Origin of the sequence: Flavobacterium cupriresistens (genome assembly GCF_020911925.1) — a bacterium.
GTDB lineage: Bacteria > Bacteroidota > Bacteroidia > Flavobacteriales > Flavobacteriaceae > Flavobacterium > Flavobacterium cupriresistens.
On the sequence record NZ_CP087134.1, the window covers coordinates 4,407,470 to 4,432,698 of the forward strand.

Genomic DNA, 25,229 nt, shown 5'->3' on the forward strand with positions numbered 1-25,229 from the left:
GATGCTGATAATAGGAATGAGTTTATTGCTTTTTTATTTTAGCTAACATTAACCTTTAAACCAAAAAATGAATGTTTACAAACCAAAAAATTAAGTCGTTTAAATGGTGTTTCCTCGTACTCTTTTTACTGGGAATTACTATTGTGAATGCACAGGAGAGAAAAGTCACCGGAAAAGTTACTTCCAGTGAAGACTTACTCGGGCTTCCTGGTGCTAATGTATATATCAAGGGATCTTCTGTAGGAGCCACTGCCGATATGGATGGGAATTATGCTGTTTTTGTTTCAGAAAAAAATGCTGTACTTGTTTTCAACTTTATAGGATATCAGTCGGTCGAAATTCCGGTCGGAAATAAAACCGTTGTCAATATTAGTCTAAAACCCGATACCAAAAATCTGGATGAAGTAATTGTGATCGGTTATGGAACCCGCAAAAAGAGCGACATTACAGGTTCTGTATCTTCTGTAACGGCAAAAGAATTAACTGCCTATCCCTTATTAAATGCAGAACAAGCTTTACAAGGGCGTGCAGCGGGGGTTTCTGTACAATCCAATAATGGTGGTGAACCGGGCGCTCCGATAAAAATCAGAGTTCGTGGAGGTACTTCGATTAATGCCAGTGGAGACGCGCTTGTTGTGGTGGATGGTTTTGCAGGGGTTTCTATGCCTGCACCTCAGGACATCGCCTCTATTGAAGTATTAAAAGATGCCTCAGCAACTGCTATTTACGGATCAAGGGGATCTAACGGGGTTATTATTGTTACCACCAAAAAAGGAAAACCGGGAAAACCGGTTATTGAATTCAGCAATTCAACTTCCGTACAATCTGTCAATAACAAATTGGATTTATTAAATGCCGATCAGTTTGTAGCGTACCGAAAAAGTTTTACTACACATACAGCAGGACCAGCAAACACAGACTGGCAGGATGTCATTTATCGTGATGGAATGATTTCGAATAATCAATTGTCTTTTTCCGGAGGATCGGAAAAAGTAAGGTATTACGTTTCAGGAAATTATTTCAATCAAAATGGCGTTGTAATTAATTCCGGAATTGATAAATACTCCATTGTAAGCAATTTAGAAGCCGATTTAAGCGACCGATTTAAAGTAGGTTTGAATACCTTTCAAAGCAAACAAAATAAAGAAGGAATTATTTCTCAAACCGGTGCAGGCGGAACCGGAGCTGCCGGTGTAATTGCTGCTGCTTACCGTTTTATGCCGGATCAGGGCATCTACAAACCTGACGGAAGCTATACTTCTACTGCTCCTATTGGGGATGATATTGACAATCCGTATGCAACAGCGATGGAAAATGTTTTAGAAACCGTTTCTGTAGTAAGCAGAAATAATTTCTTCGCCACTTATAAAATCACACCTGACCTCGAATTTAAAACCACTTTAGGTTTATCGGATTCCAACTCTCAAACCGGAAGATTTATTCCGTCCACTTTAATTGCAGGGAAAAATATCAAAGGAGAAGCTTCTGTAAGCAACAACCGAAATTCCTCCTTCCTGACCGAAAATTATCTGACGTATAAAAAAGAGATTATCACAAAAGGAATCCTGACTGTTCTTGGAGGGTACTCCTATCAGAAAAACAAAAACGAAACTTCTTTTGCGGCCTCAAGAGGATTTTTGACCAATACCAATTCCTATCATAATTTAGGGGCCGGAACAGTCTTTTTAAAACCGGATTCTTCTTTATCAGAAACCGAGTTGATCTCCGCTTTCGGAAGGCTAAACTTTGATTACGACGATAAGTACTTACTAACGTTTACGGCCAGACGTGACGGTTCATCGAGTTTCAGTAAAAACTATAAATATGGAACTTTCCCATCGGGAGCCATTGGCTGGAACATCGCTAAAGAACAGTTCTTAAAAGACAATAAAACGATTTCTAATCTTAAACTAAGAGCCAGTTATGGTGCTACAGGAAATCCTTCTATCGGTGCTTATTCTACGCTGTCCAGATTTTCTGAGATATATGATGTGAGTGGTGACGTAATTGTAAATGCAGTTCAATTAACATCATTGGATAATCCAAACTTAAAATGGGAGACTTCCTATCAACAAGATTACGGGATCGATTTAGGTTTGTTTGATAATCGCATAAGTTTAACCGCCGATTATTATAAAACGATTACCAAAGACTTGCTGTTCAACAGACCTTTACCGGGAGTTTCAGGAATTGCTTCGCAACTTCAGAATGTTGGAGAACTAGAAAATAAAGGTTGGGAATTAGGCATTAACTCTAAAAACTTTATCGGAGCCGATTTTACCTGGTCGACCAGTTTTAATATTTCATCCAACAAAAATAAAGTATTGAAATTAGCCGATAACAAAGACCTTCTTATCAACTCGACACCGGGGCATTTCCTTGCAACGGAATCTCAGATTTTGAGAGTTGGACAGCCGGTTGGTTCCTTCTTCGGATTTGTTTATGATGGTGTGATTCAACAGGGAGAAACCGTACTTCCGGGGAATTTTGAAACCGCTCCGGGTGGAGAAAAATTCAAAGATGTAAATGGTGACGGAAAATTAGATTCGAACGACAAGACCATTATCGGAAATCCAAATCCGAACTTCATCTTCGGTTTAAACAATGATTTCACCTATAAAAATTTAGACTTAAATATTTTCTTCCAAGGTTCAGAAGGGAATCAAATTCTGAATTATACTTTAATGGAATTGGCTTCAGGCAACAATAATGCAACAACAGAAGTTTTAGACGCCTGGACTCCTACGCACACCGACACCAATGTTCCGGCCAATGCAGCGAGAACCAAAAGAGTAACGTCAAGATTTGTATACGATGCAAGTTATATCCGTTTGAAAAACATCTCACTTGGATACAGCTTAAATGAAAAAATTGTTTCGAAAATGGGGCTGAGCAAAGTCCGTTTTTTCATCAGTGCGCAAAATATCTGGACCATTACCGACTATCCGGGTTCTGATCCGGAGGGCAATTATCTGAATGATACCAATGCCAGAAGTAATACCAATTTGGGTCTGGAATATGGAAGTTACCCAAATGTGAGAACATTTACGTTCGGATTTAATTTAAAATTTTAGTCAAATACCATCACTATCATGAAAAAATATATCGCTTTTATTTTCCTGGGAATATTCGCCTTCGGATGCTCTGATTTAGAAGAACATCCCGTAGGAATCATTCGTCCGGATAACTTTTTTAATAATACAGACGATTTGCAAGCTGCTGTAAATGGAAGTTTTGCCAACATAGCCCACAACAACTACTGGGGAAGAGAGTTTACCATTGCCCTGATGCTTAGAGATGATATGTCCGATATTGGAGACCGAACCACTCAGGCAGCAAGGATTGATGTAAACGATTTTAGAATGAACGACACCAATGCACTGGTTGCCAACTTCTGGCCACAATCGTTTATCATCATTGCCGCAGCCAATCAGGCGATCGAAGGCGCTAAAAAAACGCCCGGTGATCCTGCAAAAGTAAACGCCATTGTTGCTCAGGCTTATTTCGCACGAGCTTTTACTTACTATCATTTGGTTCGCATCTTTGGAGATGTTCCGTATATCGATTTTGCCGTAAACGAAGTTTCACAGGTCGATAAATTAAGCCGAACCAAAGAAGCAGTAGTATATGCCAAAATCATTGAAGATTTGGAATTTGCAAAAAAATGGCTGGACGACAAACCAAAAGTAAAAGCCGTTCCCGGAAAAGGAACTGCAGCAGGTTATTTGGCTTCGGTGTATTTAACTTTAGGAAATTATCAAAAAGCCTATGATGAAGCCAAATACGTTATTACCAATGAGGCAAAATTTGGTTTAGGGTTGGATGCCGATTTTCAGGATTTATTTAATGCTACAAAAGCAGCAACACTAAAAGAGCCTTTATTTACAATTGATTTTAACAACTTAACCTCCGGAAATTACGGTCAGGACTATACCGCCTTTTTTACAGGTTCCTTAAAAGATGACAGTTACAGTTACGGACAGGGGTTTTCTGTGGCTGTACCTTCTTTAAAAGTTTTTAACGACTGGGATCAGAGAGATTACAGAAGAGCGGTAAGTTTTGACACTATCATCAGAAAAAAAACAGGCCCGGGTGGTGCTTTGCAAATTTATCCGTCAAGCGATAACGAAAAAGCCCCACGCCCTCATATTGCCAAATACTATCGTTTTCCGGGTAAAGCAGGTGCTAACGGAAGAACTTCCCAACACAACTACATCACGATGCGTTATGCCGAGGTATTGCTAACGGCTGCTGAGGCTTTAAACGAAATTAGTCCGGGAACTTCAGAAGCGGATGGTTATGTAAACCGAGTGCGTGCCAGAGCCAGAAACAAAGCAGGCAGACAAGTTTCTTTTCCCGCAAATGTAACACCTGGATTATCTAAAACCGATTTCAGGAAAATGGTGGTTGATGAAAGAAGATTAGAATTGGCGTTTGAATACATTAGATGGTACGATATTAAAAGACTTAAAAATGGCCCTGAAGTATTTGGTCCAAATGGTTTTGAGCCTCACGCCAATTTTGATTCCAACAGAGATTATTTGTTCGCATTGCCGGGAACTGAGTTGGCGATAAATCCAAACTTAGCACCAAATAACCCTGGCTATTAAAACATTATATTAAATTTACTTATGACTAAAGTTAATCACATACTTTTTGTTCTTGGGTTTGCATGGCTGCTTACAGCGTGCAAATCCGGGAATAATTCTCAGACTAATGTAACTGCATCTTCCGGTAATCTGCTTGAAACCCGTTATAAAATGATGTTGGAATATCCCGTAGATTCGATGGCAATGCCACGCAGCATGACCCCGGAATCCAATCTCATAAAGAAAGTACCTTCGCGAGATTGGACCAGTGGTTTTTTTGCCGGAAACTTATGGCAATTGTATCGACTAACAGGCAATTCCGAATACAAAAAACAGGCAGAAAAGTGGACGCCATTCAGCAAAAAAGAAAGTGTAAATCGTGGCTCTCATGATGTTGGATTTAAGGTGTATTGTGCCTTTGGAGAAGGTTTAAAAGTAGTCGATAATCCGGAATACAAAAAAACGATTATCAAAGGAGCTGAAACCTTATGTACGCGTTTTAATGAAAATGTAGGTGCGATCCGTTCCTGGGATTTCAATAAAGACATTTGGGAATATCCGGTAATCATTGATAATATGATGAATTTGGAATTACTTTTTGAGGCTACTAAATTATCCGGTAACAAAAAGTATCAGGATATCGCCATCAAACATGCCAATACCACACTCAAAAATCAATTTAGAAAAGACAACAGCTGTTACCATGTGGTGGTTTACGACACCATTACGGGAGCTGTAAAAAAGAAAACGACTTTACAGGGATACAATGACGATTCGGCTTGGGCACGAGGTCAGGCTTGGGCGGTTTACGGATTTACCATGTCGTATCGTTATACAAAAGACAAAGCGTACATTGATCAGGCGGAAGCAACCGCAAAGTTTTTTATGACGAATAAAAACCTGCCCGAAGATGGGATTCCGTATTGGGATTTTAACGACCCTGGTATTCCAAATGCGGCACGTGATGTTTCTGCAGCCACCATTATGGCCTCAGCTTTATACGAACTTTATGGCTACACCAAAAACAAAACGTATCTGGCTTATGCCAACAAAGTAATCCAAACTTTAAATTCAGATCAATATATTTTAGACTCTAAAATCAATGCACCGTTTATCTTCGGTCATAGCACAGGAAACTGGCCCAAACACGACGAAATTGATGAGCCAATCATATATGCCGATTATTACTTTCTGGAAGCAGTATTAAGAAAAAAAGACTTATAACGTATGAGAAAATTATCTTACTGCTACAAATTTGTTTTTACATTCCTTTTTGTTTTTTATTTTGGTTGTAACAGTCTTTCTGCTCAGACCAATACCGATAGCCGTACCAAAACAAATCTCAACGACAATTGGCTTTATTTAGAAAACGGTACTGCAAACCTCAAAGAGGCACAAAAAGCAATCAATTGGGCTCCAATAAGTTTACCGCATAGTTGGAACAGCGAAGATGCAACCGATTTAATTCCGGGTTACAGACGGGATGCGAGCTGGTATCAAAAAATGCTCAACATCACAAAAATAGATCAAAACCGACGTTATTTTTTATATTTCGAAGGCTCCAATGTCACTACCAAAGTTTATGTAAACGGTAAAGAAGCAGGCGGTCATATTGGTGGTTATATTGGTTTTACAATCGATATTACAAATTATATCAAAGAAGGAAATAATGACCTTTTTGTGCGTGTAGACAACAGTTATGATATTGAAATTATTCCATCACAAAAAAGTGATTTTTTTATCTACGGAGGAATTACACGTGATGTTTGGCTGGTTTCTAAATACAAAAACAACATTGCCAATCTGAAAATTACAACTCCCGAAGTATCGGACAAAAAAGCGTCTTTAAATGTTAGTGCTTCAATAGAAAATCCGGAAGAACTAAAGGGACTTTCATTAAGTGTTATCCTTAAAAATCCAAAAGGAAAAAAAGTCGCAGTTAAAACCATTTCCGTTACCGATAAAACAGTAAACATAAGCTTTGAGAATCTTAAAAATCCTGAATTGTGGGATACTCAAAAACCTAATTTATATACGATCACCGCTGTGCTGTCAGAAAAAAATACCGTCAGAGACAGCACTAGCGAAAAAGTTGGTTTCAGATGGTTTGAGTTTAAGGATCACGGTGCTTTTTACCTTAACGGAAAAAGACTCCTGATTCGTGGCACACACCGACATGAGGAACAAGCCGGAGTTGGCGCTGCCATGAGTAATGCACAACATCGCGCCGACATGGAATCCATAAAAAAAATGGGCGCTAATTTTGTTCGTCTGGCCCATTACCCGCAAGATCCCGAAATCTACAAAGCCTGTGATGAACTTGGTCTTTTGGTTTGGGATGAATTGCCTTGGTGTCGTGGCGGAATTGGAGATGAACTCTGGAAAACAAATACCAAAAACATGCTGGTCGAAATCATCGAACAGAATTACAACCATCCGAGTATTATCATTTGGTCTTTAGGGAACGAAATGAACTGGCTTCCTGACTTTCCGGATGGAGACAATACCGAGAAAACCAATGCTTTTTTAAGTCAGCTGAATGATATTGCGCATCAACTTGATCCAAACAGAAAAACCGCAATTCGCAAGTATTATGAAGGCTCACAAATTGTAGACGTCTTCTCCCCTTCTATCTGGTCAGGCTGGTACTCCGGCAGCTACAAAAGTTATCAAAAGGCAATTGATGTTTACAAAAAAGAATACAAGCATTTTATTCATGCCGAATATGGTGGTGACAGTCATGTTGGGCGTCACAGCGAAAATCCGATCACCGGCGAAAACATTATAAAAGCGGAAGGCTGGGAAGAAGCCATCGTGCAAACCAAAGTAGCCAATATTGCTCAAATTGGCGATTGGAGCGAAAATTATATCGTAGATTTATTCGACTGGCATTTGCATATCTCTGAGAATGATCCAACGTTTGTGGGAAATGTGCAATGGGCATTTAAGGACTTTGCAACACCGTTACGCCCCGAAGACGATATCCCATACATGAACCAAAAAGGACTGGTAGACCGAAACGGAATTCCAAAAGATGCCTATTATGTCTTCAAAAGCTACTGGAGTGACGAGCCTTTCACGTACATCGAATCACACACTTGGACTGAACGCCAAGGGCCTGAGAATATGCCAAGAGTTTTAAGTGTTTTTAGCAATTGCGAAAAAGTGACTTTGTTTCACGACGGAAAATCACTGGGTGAAAAACAAAGAAATACCACGGTTTATCAGGCATGTGGTTTAACCTGGGACGTTACTTTCAAAAAGGGAGAAAATACGTTAATTGCCATTGGAAAAGACAAAAGCGGAAAAACGGTCTCGGATACTATAAAAGTAAACTATCGATTTATTAAAAATGAAGCAGCTGTTTCTTTACAATTGTCTTCGGAAAAGTTAAAAAACGGAAATTATCTGGTAACCGCTATTGCGATAGACCACAACAATTTACGTTGTTTAGATTATGAAGAGAGTGTCTATTTTCAATGTTTGAAAGGTGGAAACACAATCAAAAATCAAGGAACACCTACCGGAAGTGAATCGATTCGAATGGCTAATGGAAAAGCTGCAATAGAGGTAGTTCCAAATGGCACCGGAGCTCCGATTGAAATGACCGTTTTAAATCAGAATTTTAAGGGCGAATATTTAAAAATACAACCATGATAAAAGTGGAAGTGAATAATTTTAACCGCAAAGTGCGATAAGAAAAAGGGCTAAGGCCACTAAGGTTAAACTTGTGGCCAACTTTTACTTTGCAAAACTTAATGCTCTTTGCCGTTATTTTAAAGCCTGAACTTAATTAATATTTAAATTATAAATCATTGTTTATCAGCATTTAAAATACTTTTTTTTATCTCCTACCAGGTCAGAAAAAGACCTTGCAGGAAAACCGTACTATTTAAAAATTAGCAACTTAATACCATAACTCCGGTTTAAAGCATTTTAACAAACCCATCTAATGATACTAAAAATGAAAAAATTACTAACCCTATTATTTCTTACCTCTTCTGTTTTTGGGTTCGCACAGAATTTAATCTCCAACGTCTCCAACAGAAATACCACTTCGTTAAACGGGGTTTGGAATTACATTGTTGATCCTTACGAAACGGGTTACTATAGTTTTCACCATGATGTTTATGACAAACAGGCCAAACCTTCAAATGCGGCTTATTTTAATAATTATCATGCCGTAAACAAACAGGAATTAGTAGAATATAATTTTGATACTTCTCCCAAAATAAACATCCCGGGAGATTGGAATTCGCAGGTTCCGGAACTAAAATATTACGAAGGAAATGTATGGTTCAAAAAATCTTTTGATTACGATTTAAAAGAAAAAAAACGTCTCTTTGTCTACATTGGCGCCATTAACTACAAAGCAGATGTCTATTTAAACGGTAAAAAATTAGGCACACATGAAGGAGGTTTTACACCCTTTAATTATGAAGTTACCTCAATTGTAAAACCAAAGGACAATTATTTAGTAATTAAAGTAGACAACACCCGACACAAAGAAGATGTTCCGACACTAAATACAGATTGGTGGAATTACGGCGGAATTACGCGCGATGTTACCTTAATCGAAGAATCAGCATCTTTTGTAGAAGATTATACGATTCAATTGGACAAAAAGAATCAAAACAAAATTTCCGGTTTTGTCAAAATCAATAACTTAAATCCGGAACAGAATGCGGTCACCATCACCATTCCGGAATTGAAAATTAAATACAAAGCTAAAGTAAGTCCGGATGGCATTTTGAAATTTGAAATTCCGGTCAAAAACGTTTCTTACTGGTCTCCCGAAAATCCAAAATTATATCAGTTGGGCATTGATTTTAACGGTGAAAAACTAGAGGATACCATTGGCTTTAGAACGATCGAAACACAAGGCGACAAAATTCTGTTAAACGGAAAACAGCTCTTCTTGCGAGGGATCTCCATTCATGAAGAAAATGCCAAAGGCGGACGTGCCAATTCTGAAGAAGATGCCTTGCGTTTGCTTAACTGGGCTAAGGAATTAGGTTGCAATTATGTACGTCTTGCACATTATCCGCATAACGAAAACATCATCAGAATGGCCGATAAACTGGGTTTGATGGTTTGGGAAGAAATCCCCGTGTACTGGACCGTAGAATTCACCAGAAAAGAAACCTACAACAATGCACAAGAACAACTAACAGCTGCCATTACTAGAGATAAAAACAGAGCTTGTATTATCATTTGGTCTATGGCTAATGAAACACCAATTTCTGATGCCAGAAATACCTTTATCCAAAATCTGGTTGCACATACCAAATCATTAGACAACACGAGATTAATCAGTGCGGCCCTATTAACACAAACAAATGACGGATTTGGAACTATAAATGATGCCATTGGCGAATCCCTGGATATCATTTCCTTTAACCAATATTTAGGCTGGTATGGTGGCAATCTGGAAGATGCGGAAAAAGTGCTTTGGAAAACCAAATACAACAAACCCGTTATTGTCTCTGAGTTCGGAGGAGATGCAAAAGCTGGCTTGCATGGCGACAAAAAAGAACGCTGGACCGAAGAATATCAAGAATACTTGTACATTCAGAATCTTAAAATGATCGAAAAAATACCTCATCTGAGCGGATTAAGTCCTTGGATTTTAGTTGATTTCAGATCTCCAAGAAGGCTGTTACCGGGAATTCAGGACGAATACAACCGAAAAGGCCTGATCTCAAACGAGGGTCAGAAGAAGAAAGCTTTTTACATTATGCGCGATTGGTACGAAAAGAAGAAAAAGGAATAAGATTTTAGTTTTTCTATACATAATTCTCTTATTTTTGTATAAACTACATTAAAAATACTACATTATGAAAAACTTTAGTTTACTTACCCTTCTCTTATTATTTGTCTTTTCTGTTAACGCTCAAGAGGTTAAATTCCCTGCTTTGGATGCCAGTCCGGCAGATATTGCTTATTTCCCGAATAAAGCGGTAAAGTTTAAAAAAACCGACACTACACTTCCGTCGATAAAAGTGATTTATTCAAGACCATCAGCTAAAGGTCGCTCCATTTTTGGTGAATTAATTCCTTTTGGTGAAGTATGGCGTGTAGGGGCAAATGAAAATACAGAGATTAAATTTTACAAGCCGGCTACAATCAATGGTATTGCAGTTCCTGCAGGTACTTACAGTCTTTTTGCCATTCCTGAAAAAGACAAATGGACCGTTATCATCAACAAAGAAATTGACTTATGGGGTGGATATGCTTACGATCAAAGCAAAGACCTGGTAAGAATTGTGGTTCCGGTTAAAGCCATAACAACTCCGGTAGAGGCGTTATCGATTGCTTTTACAACTCAGGGTGCAGTTACCAATTTGGTTATTGGCTGGGATAAAACAACGGTTGAAGTTCCGATTACGCTTAAGTAAGTTGAACTAAACTTCTAAAATAAAAAAGAGACACTAAATTTATTAATTAAGTGTCTCTTTTTTTTATAACTTTCGTTAATTAACTAACAAGCAATATTTTAAAACCAAAATAATGAAAAAATACTATTTGCAGCTGTTATTATTATTGACGATTTATTCCGGTTATTCACAACAAAAATTCAAAATTACATACGAACAATTAAAAGAATATGAAGGTATTTATGAATATGTAAATAAAGGAACTCTTAAAATAGCGGCTTCACCTAAAGACACCGTTTTATATGCCATTATTAACGAAAGCAAATACAAATTAAAAGCAATTGATAAAGATGTTTTTCAAAACATGTCCAACGAAAAAGTGACTTTTTTGAGAAAAGAAGGAGCTGTCACCGGTTATGCTTCAGAAGGAACTACTTTTAATTTAATTACAAAAAAGGTCATTTTCCCCAAAGAAATGTGGTACGCAAGACCAAATGCAAAAGACTTTAAATACGTCTATGTACAGCCCAAACAAGATACAGACGGACTACCGACAGGAAATCTTGATTATACCGGATTAGACAAGTCTTTATTGAATGAAATGATGCAAAAAATTGTAGACGGTAGCTTTCCAAACGTCCACAGTGTTTTGATTATAAAAGATGGAAAATTGGTATTTGAAGAGTATTTTTATGAATACAATAAAGCCAAACTACACGAGTTAAGATCTGCCACCAAAAGTTTTGTTTCTGCCCTCACCGGAATCGCCATTGACAAAGGGTATATAGAAAACAAAGAGGTCACTGTACTTTCCTATTTTCCCGAATATACTTTTAAAAATCTTACCGAAGACAAAAGACTGATTTCAATTAAAAATCTTTTGACCAATCAAAGTGGTTTAGATTGTGATGTAAGTAATGCTAAATCAGAAGGAAATGAAACGGTAATGAATTCTTCTCCCGACTGGATACAATATACCTTAGACTTACCAATGGTAGACGTGCCGGGAGGAAAAGGAATGTATTGTTCCGGAAATCCAATAACACTAGGTAGAATTATCGAAAAAGCGACCAAAATGACGTTGCCGGATTTCGCCAAACAAACCCTTTTTAAAGATATAGGGATTAAAAATTTTACCTGGAATTTTAAACCAGACGCCTCAAGTGCTGAAACCTTTTGCCAACTCTATTTAAACTCAAGAGATATGGGAAAACTAGGTTTACTTTACCTTAATCGAGGTATTTGGAATGGTAAACAGGTTATTTCTACTGCTTGGGTAAAAGAGTCCTTAACCAAACAATCTGTTGTTCAAGGCGTAAATTATGGTTATTTATGGTGGCTAAAATATATAGATGTAAACGGCGTACGCTACAATGGGAAAGCAGCACAAGGAAACGGCGGTCAAAAAATTTACATTTGGGAAGAGCAAAATATGGTGACCATTATTACCGGAGGCAATTACAATTCACAATCCCCAAGCGACGAAATCATCCAAAAATATATACTACCTTCTTTCAATAAAAAATAAAATTAAGAATCAATTATTTTTATTGGTTACAATTGGTACAATTAAGTTTTGTACTTTTATGAATAGCATACTATTAAATGCCTAACTTAAACAAAAATTATATGGGAAAATTTGTAATTACTACAAGAGCGAACGGTGAATTTCAATTTAATTTAAAAGCCGGAAACGGTCAGACTATTTTAACCAGCGAAGGTTATACTACAAAGGCTGCCTGTACAAACGGAATCGAATCTGTAAAAACGAACTCTCAGGATGATGCCAGATATGACAGAAAAGAATCCAGCAACGGAAAACCTTATTTCAATCTAAAATCAGGTAATGGCCAAATTATCGGGGCAAGTGAGATGTATGAAAGTACTGACGCCAGAGAAAATGGAATTGCTTCAGTAAAAACAAATGCTCAGGATGCTGCAACAGACGATCAAACGGCATAAATAACAACTATCAAACAAAAAAAGGGCTTGAAAATCTAGTGTTTTCAAGCCCTTTCTCTTTGTATTTAAATAGTATCGGAGCACATTTACGAAAATGTACCGATGGTATAAATTAAAAGAATTAATCCTCCAATATTTCACAGGCAAAACCCAAATTTATGATTTCGTTTTTGATAACTGGAATTTGTACCGTTTCAATATAATCGACGCGCAAAATTTTATCACAATCTTCCAAATCAAAAATAAATGAAGCGTTTGGAAATATTCTTTTAAGCATTTTTAAAATTCTGTTGGACTGTCTTTTTGAATTCACATTTGTTTTGAAAATCTCAATCATGATTTTTCTAATTAATGGCTATTGATGCAATTAATCTTGGCTCAATTACGCCTAAAAGGTTAAGTCATCTGTTTTTATTATTCTAAAATTCAATGAAGCTGTTCTAATTTTGATCCATTTTGATTTTGCTTAAAATTTTATGATCAATATAGAATGTCCCAAACGGAACTATACAAGCCAAAAGAACTTTCCATGTTGTGGTTTTAAACTTCCAATTCTGCTCAACACCAACACTTAAGGTATTGAATATAAAAAGCAGAAATAACGCCCCATGAATAGGCCCTATCGCTTTTGTCCCCGCAGGATTATCAAAAAAGTACTTTAGCGGAACTGCTATAAAAACTAAAATCAATAAAGATACGCCTTCAAGAAGTCCCAGAATTCTTAATCGGCCAATGTTTGTTTTGAAAAAATTTATCATAATTATCTAAAAAAAGGTCTGTTTGCTAATGGAGAGAATGGCCACGGAATGGCTATGAAGATGATACTTATTGCAAGGGAAAACCAAAAAAGTATCGTTTTGAATTTGTCTTTGTCGGTTTGTTTGCGTTTTGCAACTGCCGATCCAATTGTAATCATAGCGATGGCAACAAGCATTAAAACCATATGGATTACACCGAAAAAAAAGGTGCTTAAATCTTTTGATCCCTCCGTAAAATTGTTCCAGTAATATTTAATTATGGGACTTTGAGAGTACAAGACAATTCCGATCATTAATTGTACGTGTGCAATGGTTGCGGTCCAATGTCGTACCAGATTATCCTTTTTAGAAAAGGGTGAATTATTTGTAAAACCCCGGTATGCTCTGATAATAGAGTAAAATAAACTTAAAAGCACCAGCCATCTTACGACGGAATGCAGAGATAGTAGTATTGGGTACATTGTTATCTTTTTTAAAATAATAATGCAAATATAAATCAAAAACATACTAACTAGTATGTTTTTGAAACTAGTTTTTTTCCAAACTTTTCAAGTAGCATTTAAGCTCTTCTAAATAAGCTACATAACAATCATTATTATCAAAAAGTTTTCCCAAATTTCGAATTCCCCAATAGCCAGACAAAACAAAAAGAGTCACTTGTTCCTCATTAACTTCGGGTTTAATAGCTCCCGAATCTTTACCTTTTTTTAAAGCAATTTGCATCGCCTCTTTCACCTCAGCCGAAAGCTTAAAAAGGGCTTCACCAAACTGCTGGTTTATTTGCGGCATTTCCTGAGTCAAATTTCCCGCCGGACAACCGTATTTTCGAAGTAGAAAAGAATTCTCTAACAATAAATACTGCATCATTTTATAAATGTCGCTGACTGCATCCTTAGAATTCAACAATGGTTTTACAAAATCTTCCTGCATTAACGGATACATAATCTCGTTAATAACGGCCAATCCCATTTCGTCTTTATTTTTAAAATGATAAAAAAAAGCCCCTTTGGTTACATTAGTGGTTGCAATTATGGTATCAATACTGGTCGCCTGATATCCCTGAGTATAAATTAACTCAAATGATTTTTGGAGAATCGAAAGTCGTGTAGAAAGTGCTTTTTTCATAAAAGATACCAATTAGTATTCTTTACAAAGAAATATAAAATAGAGGAGCTTTACAAATCTGTAAATTAGGGCATATTGGGTCCGATATCCATTTCTTTAAATAGCACAATAAAAAAGTAACTTTGAAAATTTCATTAAAAATTCTACATGGGATTCCTGTCGGTTTGTTTCTCCTAAAGTTGCAGAGTCTCGAAGTTAAAAAAATCAGAACAAAACTTGGCGCCTCTGCGACTTTGCGAGATTTTTGCTACCCCACAACTTTTGAACTTTATCTGAAAAATAGTCTCTGCTCGGTCAACTTCTTTCGCATTATAAAACAAAAAACCCGACAGCTTTATAAAAACTGTCGGGTCTTATTTTTGAATACAAATATTATTTTTTTGATTCTTCGATAGAAACTTTTCTAAACTCTTTTAAAAGTTTTTCAATTTCTAAAGTTGATTTACGTGCTCTTGGTCCAGCAGCTTTAACACCTTTCTCAGTTAGTGCTTCTGCTTCTGCTTTGAATGTGTCGATTTCGGCGTTGATTTTTACTAATAGATCGTTCATGCTTATACTTATTAAATTAAGGCGCAAAAATAAAAGTTTGCTAGATAGATAACGCAAGTTTAATGTTAAAATTATGCCAGTTTTTACCGTACCGCTTAATATTAAATTAACCTGCAACACTTGCTCTTAATTATCAATCAATTACATAAAAAATAAGCTCCGAATTTGTTGCAGTTTTTTTCAAAATTTTCTCTCTCACGCCATCTATTTCGGTTAATTCTTACCATTTTCCACCGATTTCAGGATAGTCTTATTAGTTGTTATCTTCAAAAATTACAGAAAAGCGATATAGAAATACCTCCTCATACAATGATTAACCTGGAGTCTAGTCTATTTAATGGGTTATTACTTTTTTTAAAACGTTTGGCAATTTGATAAAGTGTCGCAAAACCTCGTAGAGCTACAAGCGAAAAAAAGCCACAGATTAAAGGATTAAAAGGATTAGATAATCTGCGCTATTCTTTTTAATCTCAAGCAAAAAAACAATTCGCGCAAATTGGTGTAATTCGTGGCGCAAAAAGTTAGCGACGAATTACACTAATTAACTCATTCTAATTGACTTTTTAGCTTGGGATTTGGAATTTGGAATTTGAAATTTGAAATTTGAAGTAGCTGCAAATTTCCCAGAAAAAAATAAACCAAGAATACTATCACATATCTTGGTTTTTAAAATGCTCTCGTATTCTTAAACAAACCAACTACGAGCCAGAAAAAGCAATCCAATTTTTAAAAAAAATGTACAATTGGTTTTCTACCACAGCTGAATCCAAAAAAGATTCTATTAGTCGTTGTTTAAAATTTAAAGCCTTTTTAAAGTTGTATCTTAAATCTGCCATCAGATCAATACCCGTTTTTGAACCATCCAAAAGCACTACACCACTGAATTCTTCAAGAAAGGCTGTTCTTGCAAATAATTGCTCATTAAAAACGCAGACTAAAACATTTGTTTCTCTTTTATATACTTTTAATAAATTGACCAGTTCAATTTTGTTATATACTACAAATATTAAACCATCAAAATTCTCATCTTTGATTGCATCTTCTGTCAAAAGAGAATGGTCAACAAACTCAAATTCCTGACGCAATTTCTTTTTAAACATTTTCACAAATACTTTATTGGTATCACAGACCAAAACAGTTCTCTTTTCCATTGATTTCCTTGTATTAACTTTAGCCCGGTGGCTAAATATTTTTATTCAATTATTATCACTAACTACATCTCGTTTTAAAGCATAAAACGCTCCTATTCAAGATTTTAAATTTTCATAATTTCAGTCACATTATTCTCAACAAAGGCAATTAAATCACTCAGATTTCTACCATTCTTGCATCTATTTGAAATAGATATAATGTGCTGATCAGTATCTTTCACATATAAAAAAAAGAAATCTTTGGTCAAGACTGCTTTTTCAATTTGGCTCCATTTATGGACAAAAGCACCTATCGGAGAATTTACACGGATGTTCGAATTAGTAAAATTGAGTCGGTACTTCCCTATGAAATTAGTATACCCCTCTAATTTTCTCATTACCTTAAAAATGACTTTGCAGATGGTATTTACAAATGCATAATGAAATACAAAAAACGACACCATCAGCACTGAACTTCTTAAATACCATTTTAAAACATCATCATCACTTTTCAAATTAAAAAAATCAAAAAAGATGAAACCTACTAAAGCGATGGTAAAAAGAACTGTAACCCTTTCTTTGTATAAACGTTTAAAATACATCTTATTCAGTTTTTGTATTTCAGTAACATTTAGTTCAAACTCTATAGAAATTTTAGACGTATTCATATTCTTGACATTACTAATTAGTACATTTTATATTTTCTGATTTAAGTATTTCATTAAAACAGTATGCAAAATTAGAGGCCAGAACAAGTTTCAAATTACCCCCTTACGACATATAAATATCAGAATAAGACTTTAATTATTCAAACATAAAACACTGTAAATCAGCACTAAAAACCACAAACAAAACACTTATCAATTAAAATGCAACACTAATAAATACATCAAAACATCTTAACTTTTTATTAAAGAACTTTGCGTATGATAAAATATAAATACATACCATAATTATATTTTAAATAATAGAATGTTTTGTGACAGACAATTATATTAGAAATGGCGAAGGTGTCGGAGAAGAAAAGATTTTAAATAAATAATGAATTCTTTTGCTTACGAGTTAGGAGTAAAAAATATTTTTTGTAAAACAATAGAAATACCACATGAAAACAATTGAACACTCTTATAGTGCTGACTTAAGTTGGGTACAACATTTAACAGAACAATTTGGAGGAAAAGTAGAGGGTAACTTTATAAATGTTCCTGAGGATATCCACACTGGAATCCGTTATTTCCTTGAATGTGAAGAAGGAATTGTAGCCTATTATGTCAATGTAAAATACCATCAAGACGTACTCTTTACTCAAAAAAACTCAAGAAATGATTTTATAGCATTGTACTATGATCTTACTGAAGGTGACGCCAGTTTAGAAACCAATAATACAATCTTCGATATAGGACGATGGAAATATAATTTGGCTGTAATTGACGGCTCACTTCTAACTGATTTTCACGTCAAGTCAGGAAGTAATACCTATGCCCTTTGCATATTTATAAAAAAGAACGTCCTTAATACATTTGTTAAAAACAATACTCTTTTTTTTCCCGATTTACAAAAGCTTATCGATCCCGAAAAAAATACGATTATCAGAATTGACAGGATTGCTGATGAAAGTTACCATATATTAAATGACTTGCGCAAACTAAATGCCGGTGGGCCAGTTTTTGATCTAAATCTTAGGGCTACGGTACATCTTTTAATGTCTAGTTATATAAAAAAAATAGCACTTGATAAGTTTGTTATTCAAACTGTTAAAGAAACAGATCTTAAAAAAATAATAGCCATTCAAATGTTTCTAACTGAAAATATTGAAGGTGCTTTTCCTACTATTGCGGTGATGGCAAAAAATGCAAAAATGTCTGAATCAAAATTCAAAAATTTATTTAAAAAAGTAACCGGCTTAACACCAAACTCCTTCTTTCTGAATAATAAGCTCCTTCTGGCAAAAGAACTTCTTGAAAGCAGACAATTGTCAATCTCTCAAGTTTCAGATAAACTTCATTTTAGTAATAACTCCTATTTCTCTTCAAAATTTAAGGAGCATTTTGGAGTTTCTCCAAAGAATTATATTAAACAATTATAATCTTAAATGTCGCCACTAATGAAAAAAATAGCTCTTTCATATAACCTGACACCCGAATGGCATCAAGCGTTAGCTCAAGAAATAAGCGCTGAACTTATTGATGGAAAAATAATTGTTATACCGGAAGCACTTGGTGAGGGGCATTCCTACTTCACCCAGATAACTCCGGGGATTTCTGCATTGTTTATTGATTTTGTTTTAACCAAACCAATTGAAGTAAATCGATTAAAATCAGAAAATGATTTATATATTTTTCACTTCGATTTAAGTGATTCTCCCAATTCAATAGAAATTGATGCTGTAGAGTATCAAATCGATTCTTTTGAAAATCCGAGTTTCACTATTTCAAACAACAAGATAGAAAGCGCTTTCAGACCTTTAATCAATAAACGAACAGTAGTATTACAACTACTAGTTGACAAAAAAGTATTAAATGAATACTTAAGAGCAGATACGATTGAAGAATATACCAAACGAAAAAATGAAGCGATGGGAAACTCCCATCACTTTTTTGATACTATTGACAGCAATAGCAATTTATTACTGAAATCAATTAAGGATAAATCAATTTCTGATCTTTCATTTGACTCTTTTTTAAAAGGTATTTCATTAAAACTGCTGGGTAATTTTATAATTCGATGCGAAAATTCATCAGCAGTACAAAGTGAAGCAACCAGAATTGAACTGGAAGCGGTTGCAAAAACAAAAAACTATTTTTTGGATAATCTGACCAATTCGTTTCCTACCGTAAGTTTTTTATCCAAAATGGCTGGTATGTCTCCCTCCAAATATAAAATACTATTCAAAAAACAATTCAATAATTCCCCTAAAAATCTCTTTCTTAAAAAAAAAATGATACTGGCGAATGATCTTTTAAAAAGTGGGAATTATAATACATTGACAGAGATTGTGTATGAATTAAATTACACCAGACTCAATCATTTCCGATCCAAATATTATACTTTCCATCACAGAAAGCCTTCAGAAGATTTTGTAAGAAAGACCTACCAGACAAATAACAGAAGATATGCCAGTTAAACTCTAAAACGAGTACTAGGATAAAAATACAACTTGTTATCTAATACTTTTTTGGAGTTTAACCAGAGAAGGATCATCCAAAAGTTTTATTTGATTGATCACAATTTTAGCAATTTCCGTTGCTCCCAATAAGGAAAGATGTGTATCATCGTTTTTCTCTTCTTTATAATAAGGTACTTCTCCGGCTTTAAAATGCAAATGAAGTAATTTTGATTTTTCTACTCCGTAAGATTGTTCTAATAATTCAGTGTAATATTCTAAATCTATATACGGTACTTTATATTCCTGTGCAACCAGTCGTGTTTCTAATGGATAATCACCGTGGGTCGGAATCAATACACCTTGCTCGTTAAAATTTCGTCTGGCAATTGAACTTAGCAGTATAGGCACGGCTCCTTTTTCTCTGCTTTCCTTTACAAATCGGATTAAATTATATCGGTATGCGGTATGTGGATTGGTGTATCGGGCAGAATCTCCCGTTTTCTCATCATTATGGCCAAATTCTATAAAAACATAGTCTCCAGTTTTAAGTTTTTTATAGATAGAATCCCAACGTTTTTCGGCGATAAAACTCTTTGTACTTCGGCCATTTACTGCTTTGTTTTCTACCAGAATATTGTCTTTAAAAAAGGGTTGCAAAACCTGCGCCCAACCGTGTTCGGGATTTTTATCGGGATCTTTTTTATTGGCCATGGTAGAATCACCAATACAATAAACTGTCGTTTTTTGTGCCAGACAACTCATGGAAATTAAGAATATGAAGGATAGATAATAGTTCATTTTATTTAAAAATTAGAGTTTTACCGCAAAGCCAACGTGTGTTAAGCGTTTACAAAAGTGGAGTTATTTTTTTCTCGCAAAGACGCAGAGTCGCAAAGTATTTTCTAAGCTTTAATACTGAGAACCTCTGTAACTTTGCACCTTTGAACCTCAAAAAAACTCATTTCGCTGCGGAGGGAACCGTCGCTCTTTTACCAATAAAAACATCACTCATGATCACATTTTCTGCATTTTCATTAGAAAGGGCATTTTTTACTTCTTTTATTTCGATATTGTTTAGAAACACATTTCGAATCTTCTTCTCGGGAAATCCCTGAATGACTATTCCTGATTCTGTTGCTTTATTACAGGTGATAGCAGAAAAATGTATATTTGATATATCCGACTGGAAACCTTTTCCTTCTCCATGATAATTTGCTGTTATATACAAACAATCTTCTACTTCATCCAGTTGGATATTTCTGACATGGATATTCTTAATGAATCCACCCCGATCTGCATTGGTTTTTATGTAAATTCCTCTTTTTAAATAACCAACCGCTTTGCAATTCTCTACATAAACATTCTGGATTCCGCCTGACATTTCGCTTCCCAGGACAACTCCGTGAAGTCCTTTAAAATTGCAATTTCTGATTACTATATTCTCGCTTGGAGTAACCGAATTGGCTCTTCCTTCATGATCTCTTCCTGCTTTAATGGCAATGTTATCATCTCCGTTATCAAAAGTTACATTTTCAATTAGAACATCTTTTGCGTACTCCGGATCGATTCCGTCATTATTGTAATTCAACGATTTATAATGGACTCCACGAACGGTAATACTTTCTGATTTTAACAGATGCAAACACCAAAATGGTGCATTTTCGATATGAATGTTTTCTACCAAAATATTTTTACAATTAAAAAACTGAATCATTTGTGGCCTCAGGAAAAAACCTTCTCCAAACTTTCTGTCTTTTAATGCAACTGCATTGTGATTCATTTCACGACTTCTGTTTTTCCCTTCCGTTTCTTTGGCTTTAAAACTTTTCCAGACCTTCCCTCCTTCTCCGTCTATCGTTCCTTCGCCCGTTATCGCAATATTAGTACATTCATAAGCATAGATTAACGGACTGTAATTGTAAAGCATTGTTCCTTCCCAGCTTGTCAAAACCATTGGCAAATAGTCTTTCGGGTTATCACTAAATTTAATCTTTGCCCCTTTTTCAAGTCTAAGATTGACATTACTGACAAAGTGAATCGGTCCATTTAGTTTATAGATTCCTTTAGGTACAATTATGGTTCCTCCCTTATTCTTTTTGCACAATGCCATGGCTTTATCAAAAGCCAATTTTGTATTGGTAACAGAATCCCCTTTTGCTCCTAATTCCAAAATATTAATTTGGAAGGAAGGAAAAACCGGTAATTGAATTCGGTTTACAATAGCATCTACTTCTGCAGTTGGAAATTCCGCTTTCTGAGCGAAAGAACTGCAAGAAATTAATAAAATAAGGAGGTATTTAAAATTCATTTGTATTTACTTTTATGAAAACCGGATTTAGTTTGAAAACCAGTTTGGTACTGTGTCCTGAAGTATATTTTCTATTGTATATTTTTCTGCTTCTTTTTTGGAAAGCTGATGCGACCACAGCACTCTTTTTTGGGGTTGATATCCTTCTCCCTTGCAATTGTACTCGGCATAAAAGGCTTTTTTTTCTGCTTCGGGTTTAGACCAGTTTTGCCAGCCTTCGGGTCTTATATGGTTCCCTATATCACAATTTATAAATACTGTTTTTGCATAAATTCTCCATGGTCTTCCCAGATAAACTGCCGTTGCTACAGGATCAGCGGTTAGTCTGCAGTTTTTGAAAACAAAACCAAAGGCCGTCCCTTCTGGAGTTGAAGCGGCGGTAATAAAAGAATCTTTGATGCTATGGATTGTACAATTTTCAAATAAAGTTGTTGCATTTCCAAAAATAAAATCGGTTGTTCCTTCAATATAACAATCCTTAAAATACTGTTTGGCATTTTCCCCCGACAGGTATAAAGTATCCTGATTTCCAAGTATCAAACAATTCGAAATCTGAACACGATTGGCCACAACAGACAACGCAATCGCCTGACCATTGTCTCCCGAAGTATTTTTAATGGTTAAATTGAATGCCGAAAAATCATCCCCTTCAACCAAAACGGTGTAGGTGTAAAAAGTACTGTTTCGTCCTGAATTTATCTTTGCGAAATTGTCGTCAAATGCGATGATCGTATTTTCTTTACTTTCGCCTATTAAAGTCAAATGGGTGTTCCATTCCGGGATTCTCACTTTTTCGGTATAAATTCCGTTTTTTATAAAGAGGGTTACTTTTTCATACGGGAAGGACGGACAGGCATTTACTGCTTCCTGAATTTTAATAAAATCTCCCGTTCCGTCCTGAGCCACCGTAAAATAATGTTCTTTTTTCTTTGAAGGAGTTACAACTGTCTCCATTCTCACTCCGTTTTTTGCTGCCCATCCGGCATATTTTTTAAGAACTTCTTTGGGCTCATCTGTATACCAGGCATAACCATTTCGACGCTCGGAGCCGATTTGATCTAAAGATTTCTTTTTAATTCCGTCACGATCACAGAAGAAAGGTTCGTTTGTATCCAATTCCATAAATCTTGCCCAAATTGGTGCTCCGTTTGACGTAACTATCATTTTCTTCTCTATGATTTTTCCGTCGTCATTTAGTACCCGTTTTTCTTCGAGATTGGTAATTTTAGTTTTTTCAAACCACGCCTGGGCACTTTTTACAGCAGTACTAATTTCCGCAGAGGGGCTCTCTATTGACATTAATAACAAGGTAATTTTAGCTGATTCTTTTCCGCTTAAAGACGGAAGTTCATAGGCTCTTGCTTTTGCCGGAGTCAACGTTATTTCATCATACTGTGCGCACCAGGCGGTTAATACTCCGTTTTGTCTGTATTGTGTTTTTAGGATACAATCTATACCTTTATTGAAGGCTTTTTTAGTTTTTTCAACTATTTCATTTGATGGTTTAATGCTATAAAAATCTGTTCTTTCACTAATTTGTTTTAGAACATTCAGAATATTAACCATCGAATCATCATTGTAGGTGATATGGGTGTAATATCCTTTTTTCAACGGATAAAATTGCGGCCATCCTCCATTTGCGTATTGTGCTTCAAGTAAATAATTGATTCCTTTTAAAAAAGATTCTTTGTATCGTTCGTCTTTGACCTCAGCATACATTCTAGACATAAAAAGCATCTCTTGACAAGTCGCACCGTTATCTGTTGTAGTTTCTAATGCTGTTTTTTTAAGCGCAATCAGATCCTTTTTTTGCTGAGAAGTTAATTCCTGTTGCATTTGTATGTTCTTGGGCCATCCGCCAATATCTCTTTGATACAACAACACATTTTCCGCTATTTTTTGGGCTTCAACAGAGGCAAACCAGACAGCACCATTTTTACGAATAATATCCGACCAGTTTTTATAGGTGTTTTGAGCATTTGCTACAAAACCTGTGACTAATAAAACTAGTAGTATTATTATTTTTTTGAGTATCATTTTTAATTTGTTACGTACTTAAACCCGACAGGTTTGAAAAACCTGTCGGGTTTAGAAAAATTTAATATTTTATCTGTTTAATTCCAGGGCTGCCAGAATAAAGGGGCCGGTTGCTTTTGGGTCATTATCCTTTTTTTTCTCGTTTACATAATAGTCATATGAACCGTCACGATAGGGTTTTCCTCCTAGACCAGCTACCTGACAGGCTTGAGTAAGTGTAATTCCACCATCGGCATCTGTTTTAATTAATTGTTGAGTCAGACCATCAAAGGCTTTGTTCGCCAGTTTTTTATATTTTGCAGGTAGATATCCTTTGTTAGCGCCTTTGGCAAAAGCATAAGCAAACATAGAAGATCCTGAGGCTTCTAAATAATTGCCTTCCTTTCCACCTTTATCGGTTACCTGATACCATAAACCGGATTGATCCTGATATTTCGCTAAACTTGCGGAAACGGAATTTAAATATTTTACCAATTCTTTTTGCTTTGGATGTTCTTTTGGGAAATAATCCAATACATCGACAAGTGCCATGGCATACCATCCCAATGCTCTGGACCAGAAATTTGGGGAATTTCCCGTTTCTTTATTAGCCCATGGCATTTCTTTGCTTTCATCCCAACCATGATACAACAAACCTGTTTTTGGATCTGTTGCATGTAGTTGAATTTGTTCAAATTGTTTGGCCACATCATCGAGATTTTTTCCATCTTCGAAGGTAACCGTGTATTGCGCATAAAATGGCTCTCCCATATACAAACCGTCTAGCCACATTTGGTTTGGATATATTTGCTTGTGCCAGAAACCGCCGCTTTTGGTGCGCGGTTGCTCGCTTAGCTGCTTGCGTAAAAGCTGTAATGCTTTTAAGTACTTTTCTTCTTTTGTAGTGGCATAAACATCAAAAAGCAAACGGCCGGGTACAACCAAATCAATGTTGTATTTATCTAATTCATAAGTGTTAATAGTACCATCTTCCTGAACCAATGCATCCACATAACCTCTTACATAAGCCTTGTATCTTGGGTCCGGATTTTTTTTATACAATTCTTCGATTCCATGTAAAACTAATCCGTGAACATAATCCCATTTTGGTGTTTTAGAATCGTCGATCATATAAGCTTCGGGATGTCGTTTCATTAAGGTCAACGTCATTTTGTCTGACCATTTTAGATTTTTAGCAATAACGATATCCTTGTTTACCTGCTCCTGCGCGATCAGTTTGCTGTTTGTAAAAACCATCGTGCAAATTAATAGTACTGATACAAGTATATTCTTTTTGTTATTTATCATT

General features: G+C 35.7%; 21 protein-coding genes. 10 read left to right on the forward strand and 11 right to left on the reverse strand.

Annotated features, from left to right (window positions below; all coding sequences use genetic code 11):
• Nucleotides 1-71: 71 nt before the first annotated feature.
• The 8 genes from LNP23_RS18005 (at nt 72) to LNP23_RS18040 (ending at nt 12,928) form a co-directional block, all read left to right on the forward strand.
• Nucleotides 72-3,074, forward strand: a complete 3,003-nt coding sequence (locus tag LNP23_RS18005) for a SusC/RagA family TonB-linked outer membrane protein (RefSeq protein WP_047777287.1) — start codon at nt 72-74, stop codon at nt 3,072-3,074.
• An 18-nt stretch (nt 3,075-3,092) separates the two neighbouring features.
• Nucleotides 3,093-4,610: a RagB/SusD family nutrient uptake outer membrane protein gene (locus tag LNP23_RS18010; RefSeq protein WP_230002278.1), complete on the forward strand. Its 1,518-nt coding sequence runs from the start codon at nt 3,093-3,095 to the stop codon at nt 4,608-4,610.
• 21 nt (nt 4,611-4,631) lie between these two features.
• Nucleotides 4,632-5,813, forward strand: a complete 1,182-nt coding sequence (locus LNP23_RS18015) for a glycoside hydrolase family 88 protein (RefSeq protein WP_230002279.1) — start codon at nt 4,632-4,634, stop codon at nt 5,811-5,813.
• A 3-nt stretch (nt 5,814-5,816) separates the two neighbouring features.
• A complete protein-coding gene (locus LNP23_RS18020; protein ID WP_230002280.1) occupies nt 5,817-8,246 on the forward strand; it encodes a glycoside hydrolase family 2 protein in 2,430 nt (809 codons plus the stop codon).
• Nucleotides 8,247-8,553: 307 nt separating this feature from the next.
• A complete protein-coding gene (locus tag LNP23_RS18025; RefSeq protein WP_230002281.1) occupies nt 8,554-10,362 on the forward strand; it encodes a glycoside hydrolase family 2 protein in 1,809 nt (602 codons plus the stop codon).
• Between the two features lie 64 nt (nt 10,363-10,426).
• A complete protein-coding gene (locus LNP23_RS18030; RefSeq protein ID WP_047777279.1) occupies nt 10,427-10,987 on the forward strand; it encodes a DUF2911 domain-containing protein in 561 nt (186 codons plus the stop codon).
• Nucleotides 10,988-11,099: 112 nt separating this feature from the next.
• Nucleotides 11,100-12,494: a serine hydrolase domain-containing protein gene (locus LNP23_RS18035; RefSeq protein WP_230002282.1), complete on the forward strand. Its 1,395-nt coding sequence runs from the start codon at nt 11,100-11,102 to the stop codon at nt 12,492-12,494.
• Nucleotides 12,495-12,595: 101 nt separating this feature from the next.
• Nucleotides 12,596-12,928 carry a YegP family protein gene (locus tag LNP23_RS18040; protein WP_047777358.1) on the forward strand — a complete coding sequence of 111 codons (333 nt, stop codon included), beginning with the start codon at nt 12,596-12,598 and terminating at the stop codon, nt 12,926-12,928.
• Nucleotides 12,929-13,049: 121 nt separating this feature from the next.
• Here LNP23_RS18040 and LNP23_RS18045 read toward each other — a convergent pair whose 3' ends face one another.
• The 7 genes from LNP23_RS18045 to LNP23_RS18075 all read right to left on the reverse strand — a co-directional run bounded on the left by LNP23_RS18045 (nt 13,050) and on the right by LNP23_RS18075 (nt 17,092).
• The gene (locus tag LNP23_RS18045) at nt 13,050-13,205 is read right to left on the reverse strand and encodes a hypothetical protein (protein ID WP_230002283.1); all 156 of its coding nucleotides are present in this window, start codon (nt 13,203-13,205) and stop codon (nt 13,050-13,052) included.
• A 163-nt stretch (nt 13,206-13,368) separates the two neighbouring features.
• Nucleotides 13,369-13,686, reverse strand: a complete 318-nt coding sequence (locus LNP23_RS18050) for a DUF3817 domain-containing protein (protein ID WP_047777274.1) — start codon at nt 13,684-13,686, stop codon at nt 13,369-13,371.
• Nucleotides 13,687-13,688: 2 nt separating this feature from the next.
• A complete protein-coding gene (locus LNP23_RS18055) occupies nt 13,689-14,147 on the reverse strand; it encodes a hypothetical protein (protein WP_230002284.1) in 459 nt (152 codons plus the stop codon).
• A 67-nt stretch (nt 14,148-14,214) separates the two neighbouring features.
• Nucleotides 14,215-14,811, reverse strand: a complete 597-nt coding sequence (locus LNP23_RS18060; protein WP_230002285.1) for a TetR/AcrR family transcriptional regulator — start codon at nt 14,809-14,811, stop codon at nt 14,215-14,217.
• 372 nt (nt 14,812-15,183) lie between these two features.
• The gene (locus LNP23_RS18065) at nt 15,184-15,360 is read right to left on the reverse strand and encodes a histone H1 (protein WP_047777269.1); all 177 of its coding nucleotides are present in this window, start codon (nt 15,358-15,360) and stop codon (nt 15,184-15,186) included.
• A 698-nt stretch (nt 15,361-16,058) separates the two neighbouring features.
• Nucleotides 16,059-16,511 (reverse strand): hypothetical protein, encoded by a 453-nt coding sequence (locus LNP23_RS18070; protein ID WP_230002286.1) that lies wholly within the window; start codon nt 16,509-16,511, stop codon nt 16,059-16,061.
• Nucleotides 16,512-16,615: 104 nt separating this feature from the next.
• A complete protein-coding gene (locus tag LNP23_RS18075) occupies nt 16,616-17,092 on the reverse strand; it encodes a YcxB family protein (protein WP_230002287.1) in 477 nt (158 codons plus the stop codon).
• Between the two features lie 503 nt (nt 17,093-17,595).
• Here LNP23_RS18075 and LNP23_RS18080 point away from each other — a divergent pair.
• Complete coding sequence (locus LNP23_RS18080; RefSeq protein WP_053004259.1) at nt 17,596-18,576, forward strand: helix-turn-helix transcriptional regulator; 981 nt, start codon at nt 17,596-17,598, stop codon at nt 18,574-18,576.
• A gap of 18 nt (nt 18,577-18,594) precedes the next feature.
• Nucleotides 18,595-19,614, forward strand: a complete 1,020-nt coding sequence (locus LNP23_RS18085) for a helix-turn-helix domain-containing protein (protein ID WP_230002288.1) — start codon at nt 18,595-18,597, stop codon at nt 19,612-19,614.
• 36 nt (nt 19,615-19,650) lie between these two features.
• On the opposite strand, the gene LNP23_RS18090 is transcribed toward LNP23_RS18085, so the two are convergent.
• The 4 genes from LNP23_RS18090 to LNP23_RS18105 form a co-directional block, all read right to left on the reverse strand.
• Complete coding sequence (locus LNP23_RS18090) at nt 19,651-20,394, reverse strand: rhamnogalacturonan acetylesterase (protein ID WP_230002289.1); 744 nt, start codon at nt 20,392-20,394, stop codon at nt 19,651-19,653.
• A gap of 160 nt (nt 20,395-20,554) precedes the next feature.
• A complete protein-coding gene (locus tag LNP23_RS18095; RefSeq protein ID WP_230002290.1) occupies nt 20,555-21,904 on the reverse strand; it encodes a glycoside hydrolase family 28 protein in 1,350 nt (449 codons plus the stop codon).
• Nucleotides 21,905-21,931: 27 nt separating this feature from the next.
• Nucleotides 21,932-23,941, reverse strand: a complete 2,010-nt coding sequence (pelA, locus tag LNP23_RS18100) for a pectate lyase (RefSeq protein ID WP_230002291.1) — start codon at nt 23,939-23,941, stop codon at nt 21,932-21,934.
• 69 nt (nt 23,942-24,010) lie between these two features.
• Nucleotides 24,011-25,228 (reverse strand): glycoside hydrolase family 88/105 protein, encoded by a 1,218-nt coding sequence (locus LNP23_RS18105; protein ID WP_230002292.1) that lies wholly within the window; start codon nt 25,226-25,228, stop codon nt 24,011-24,013.
• Nucleotide 25,229: the final 1 nt, after the last annotated feature.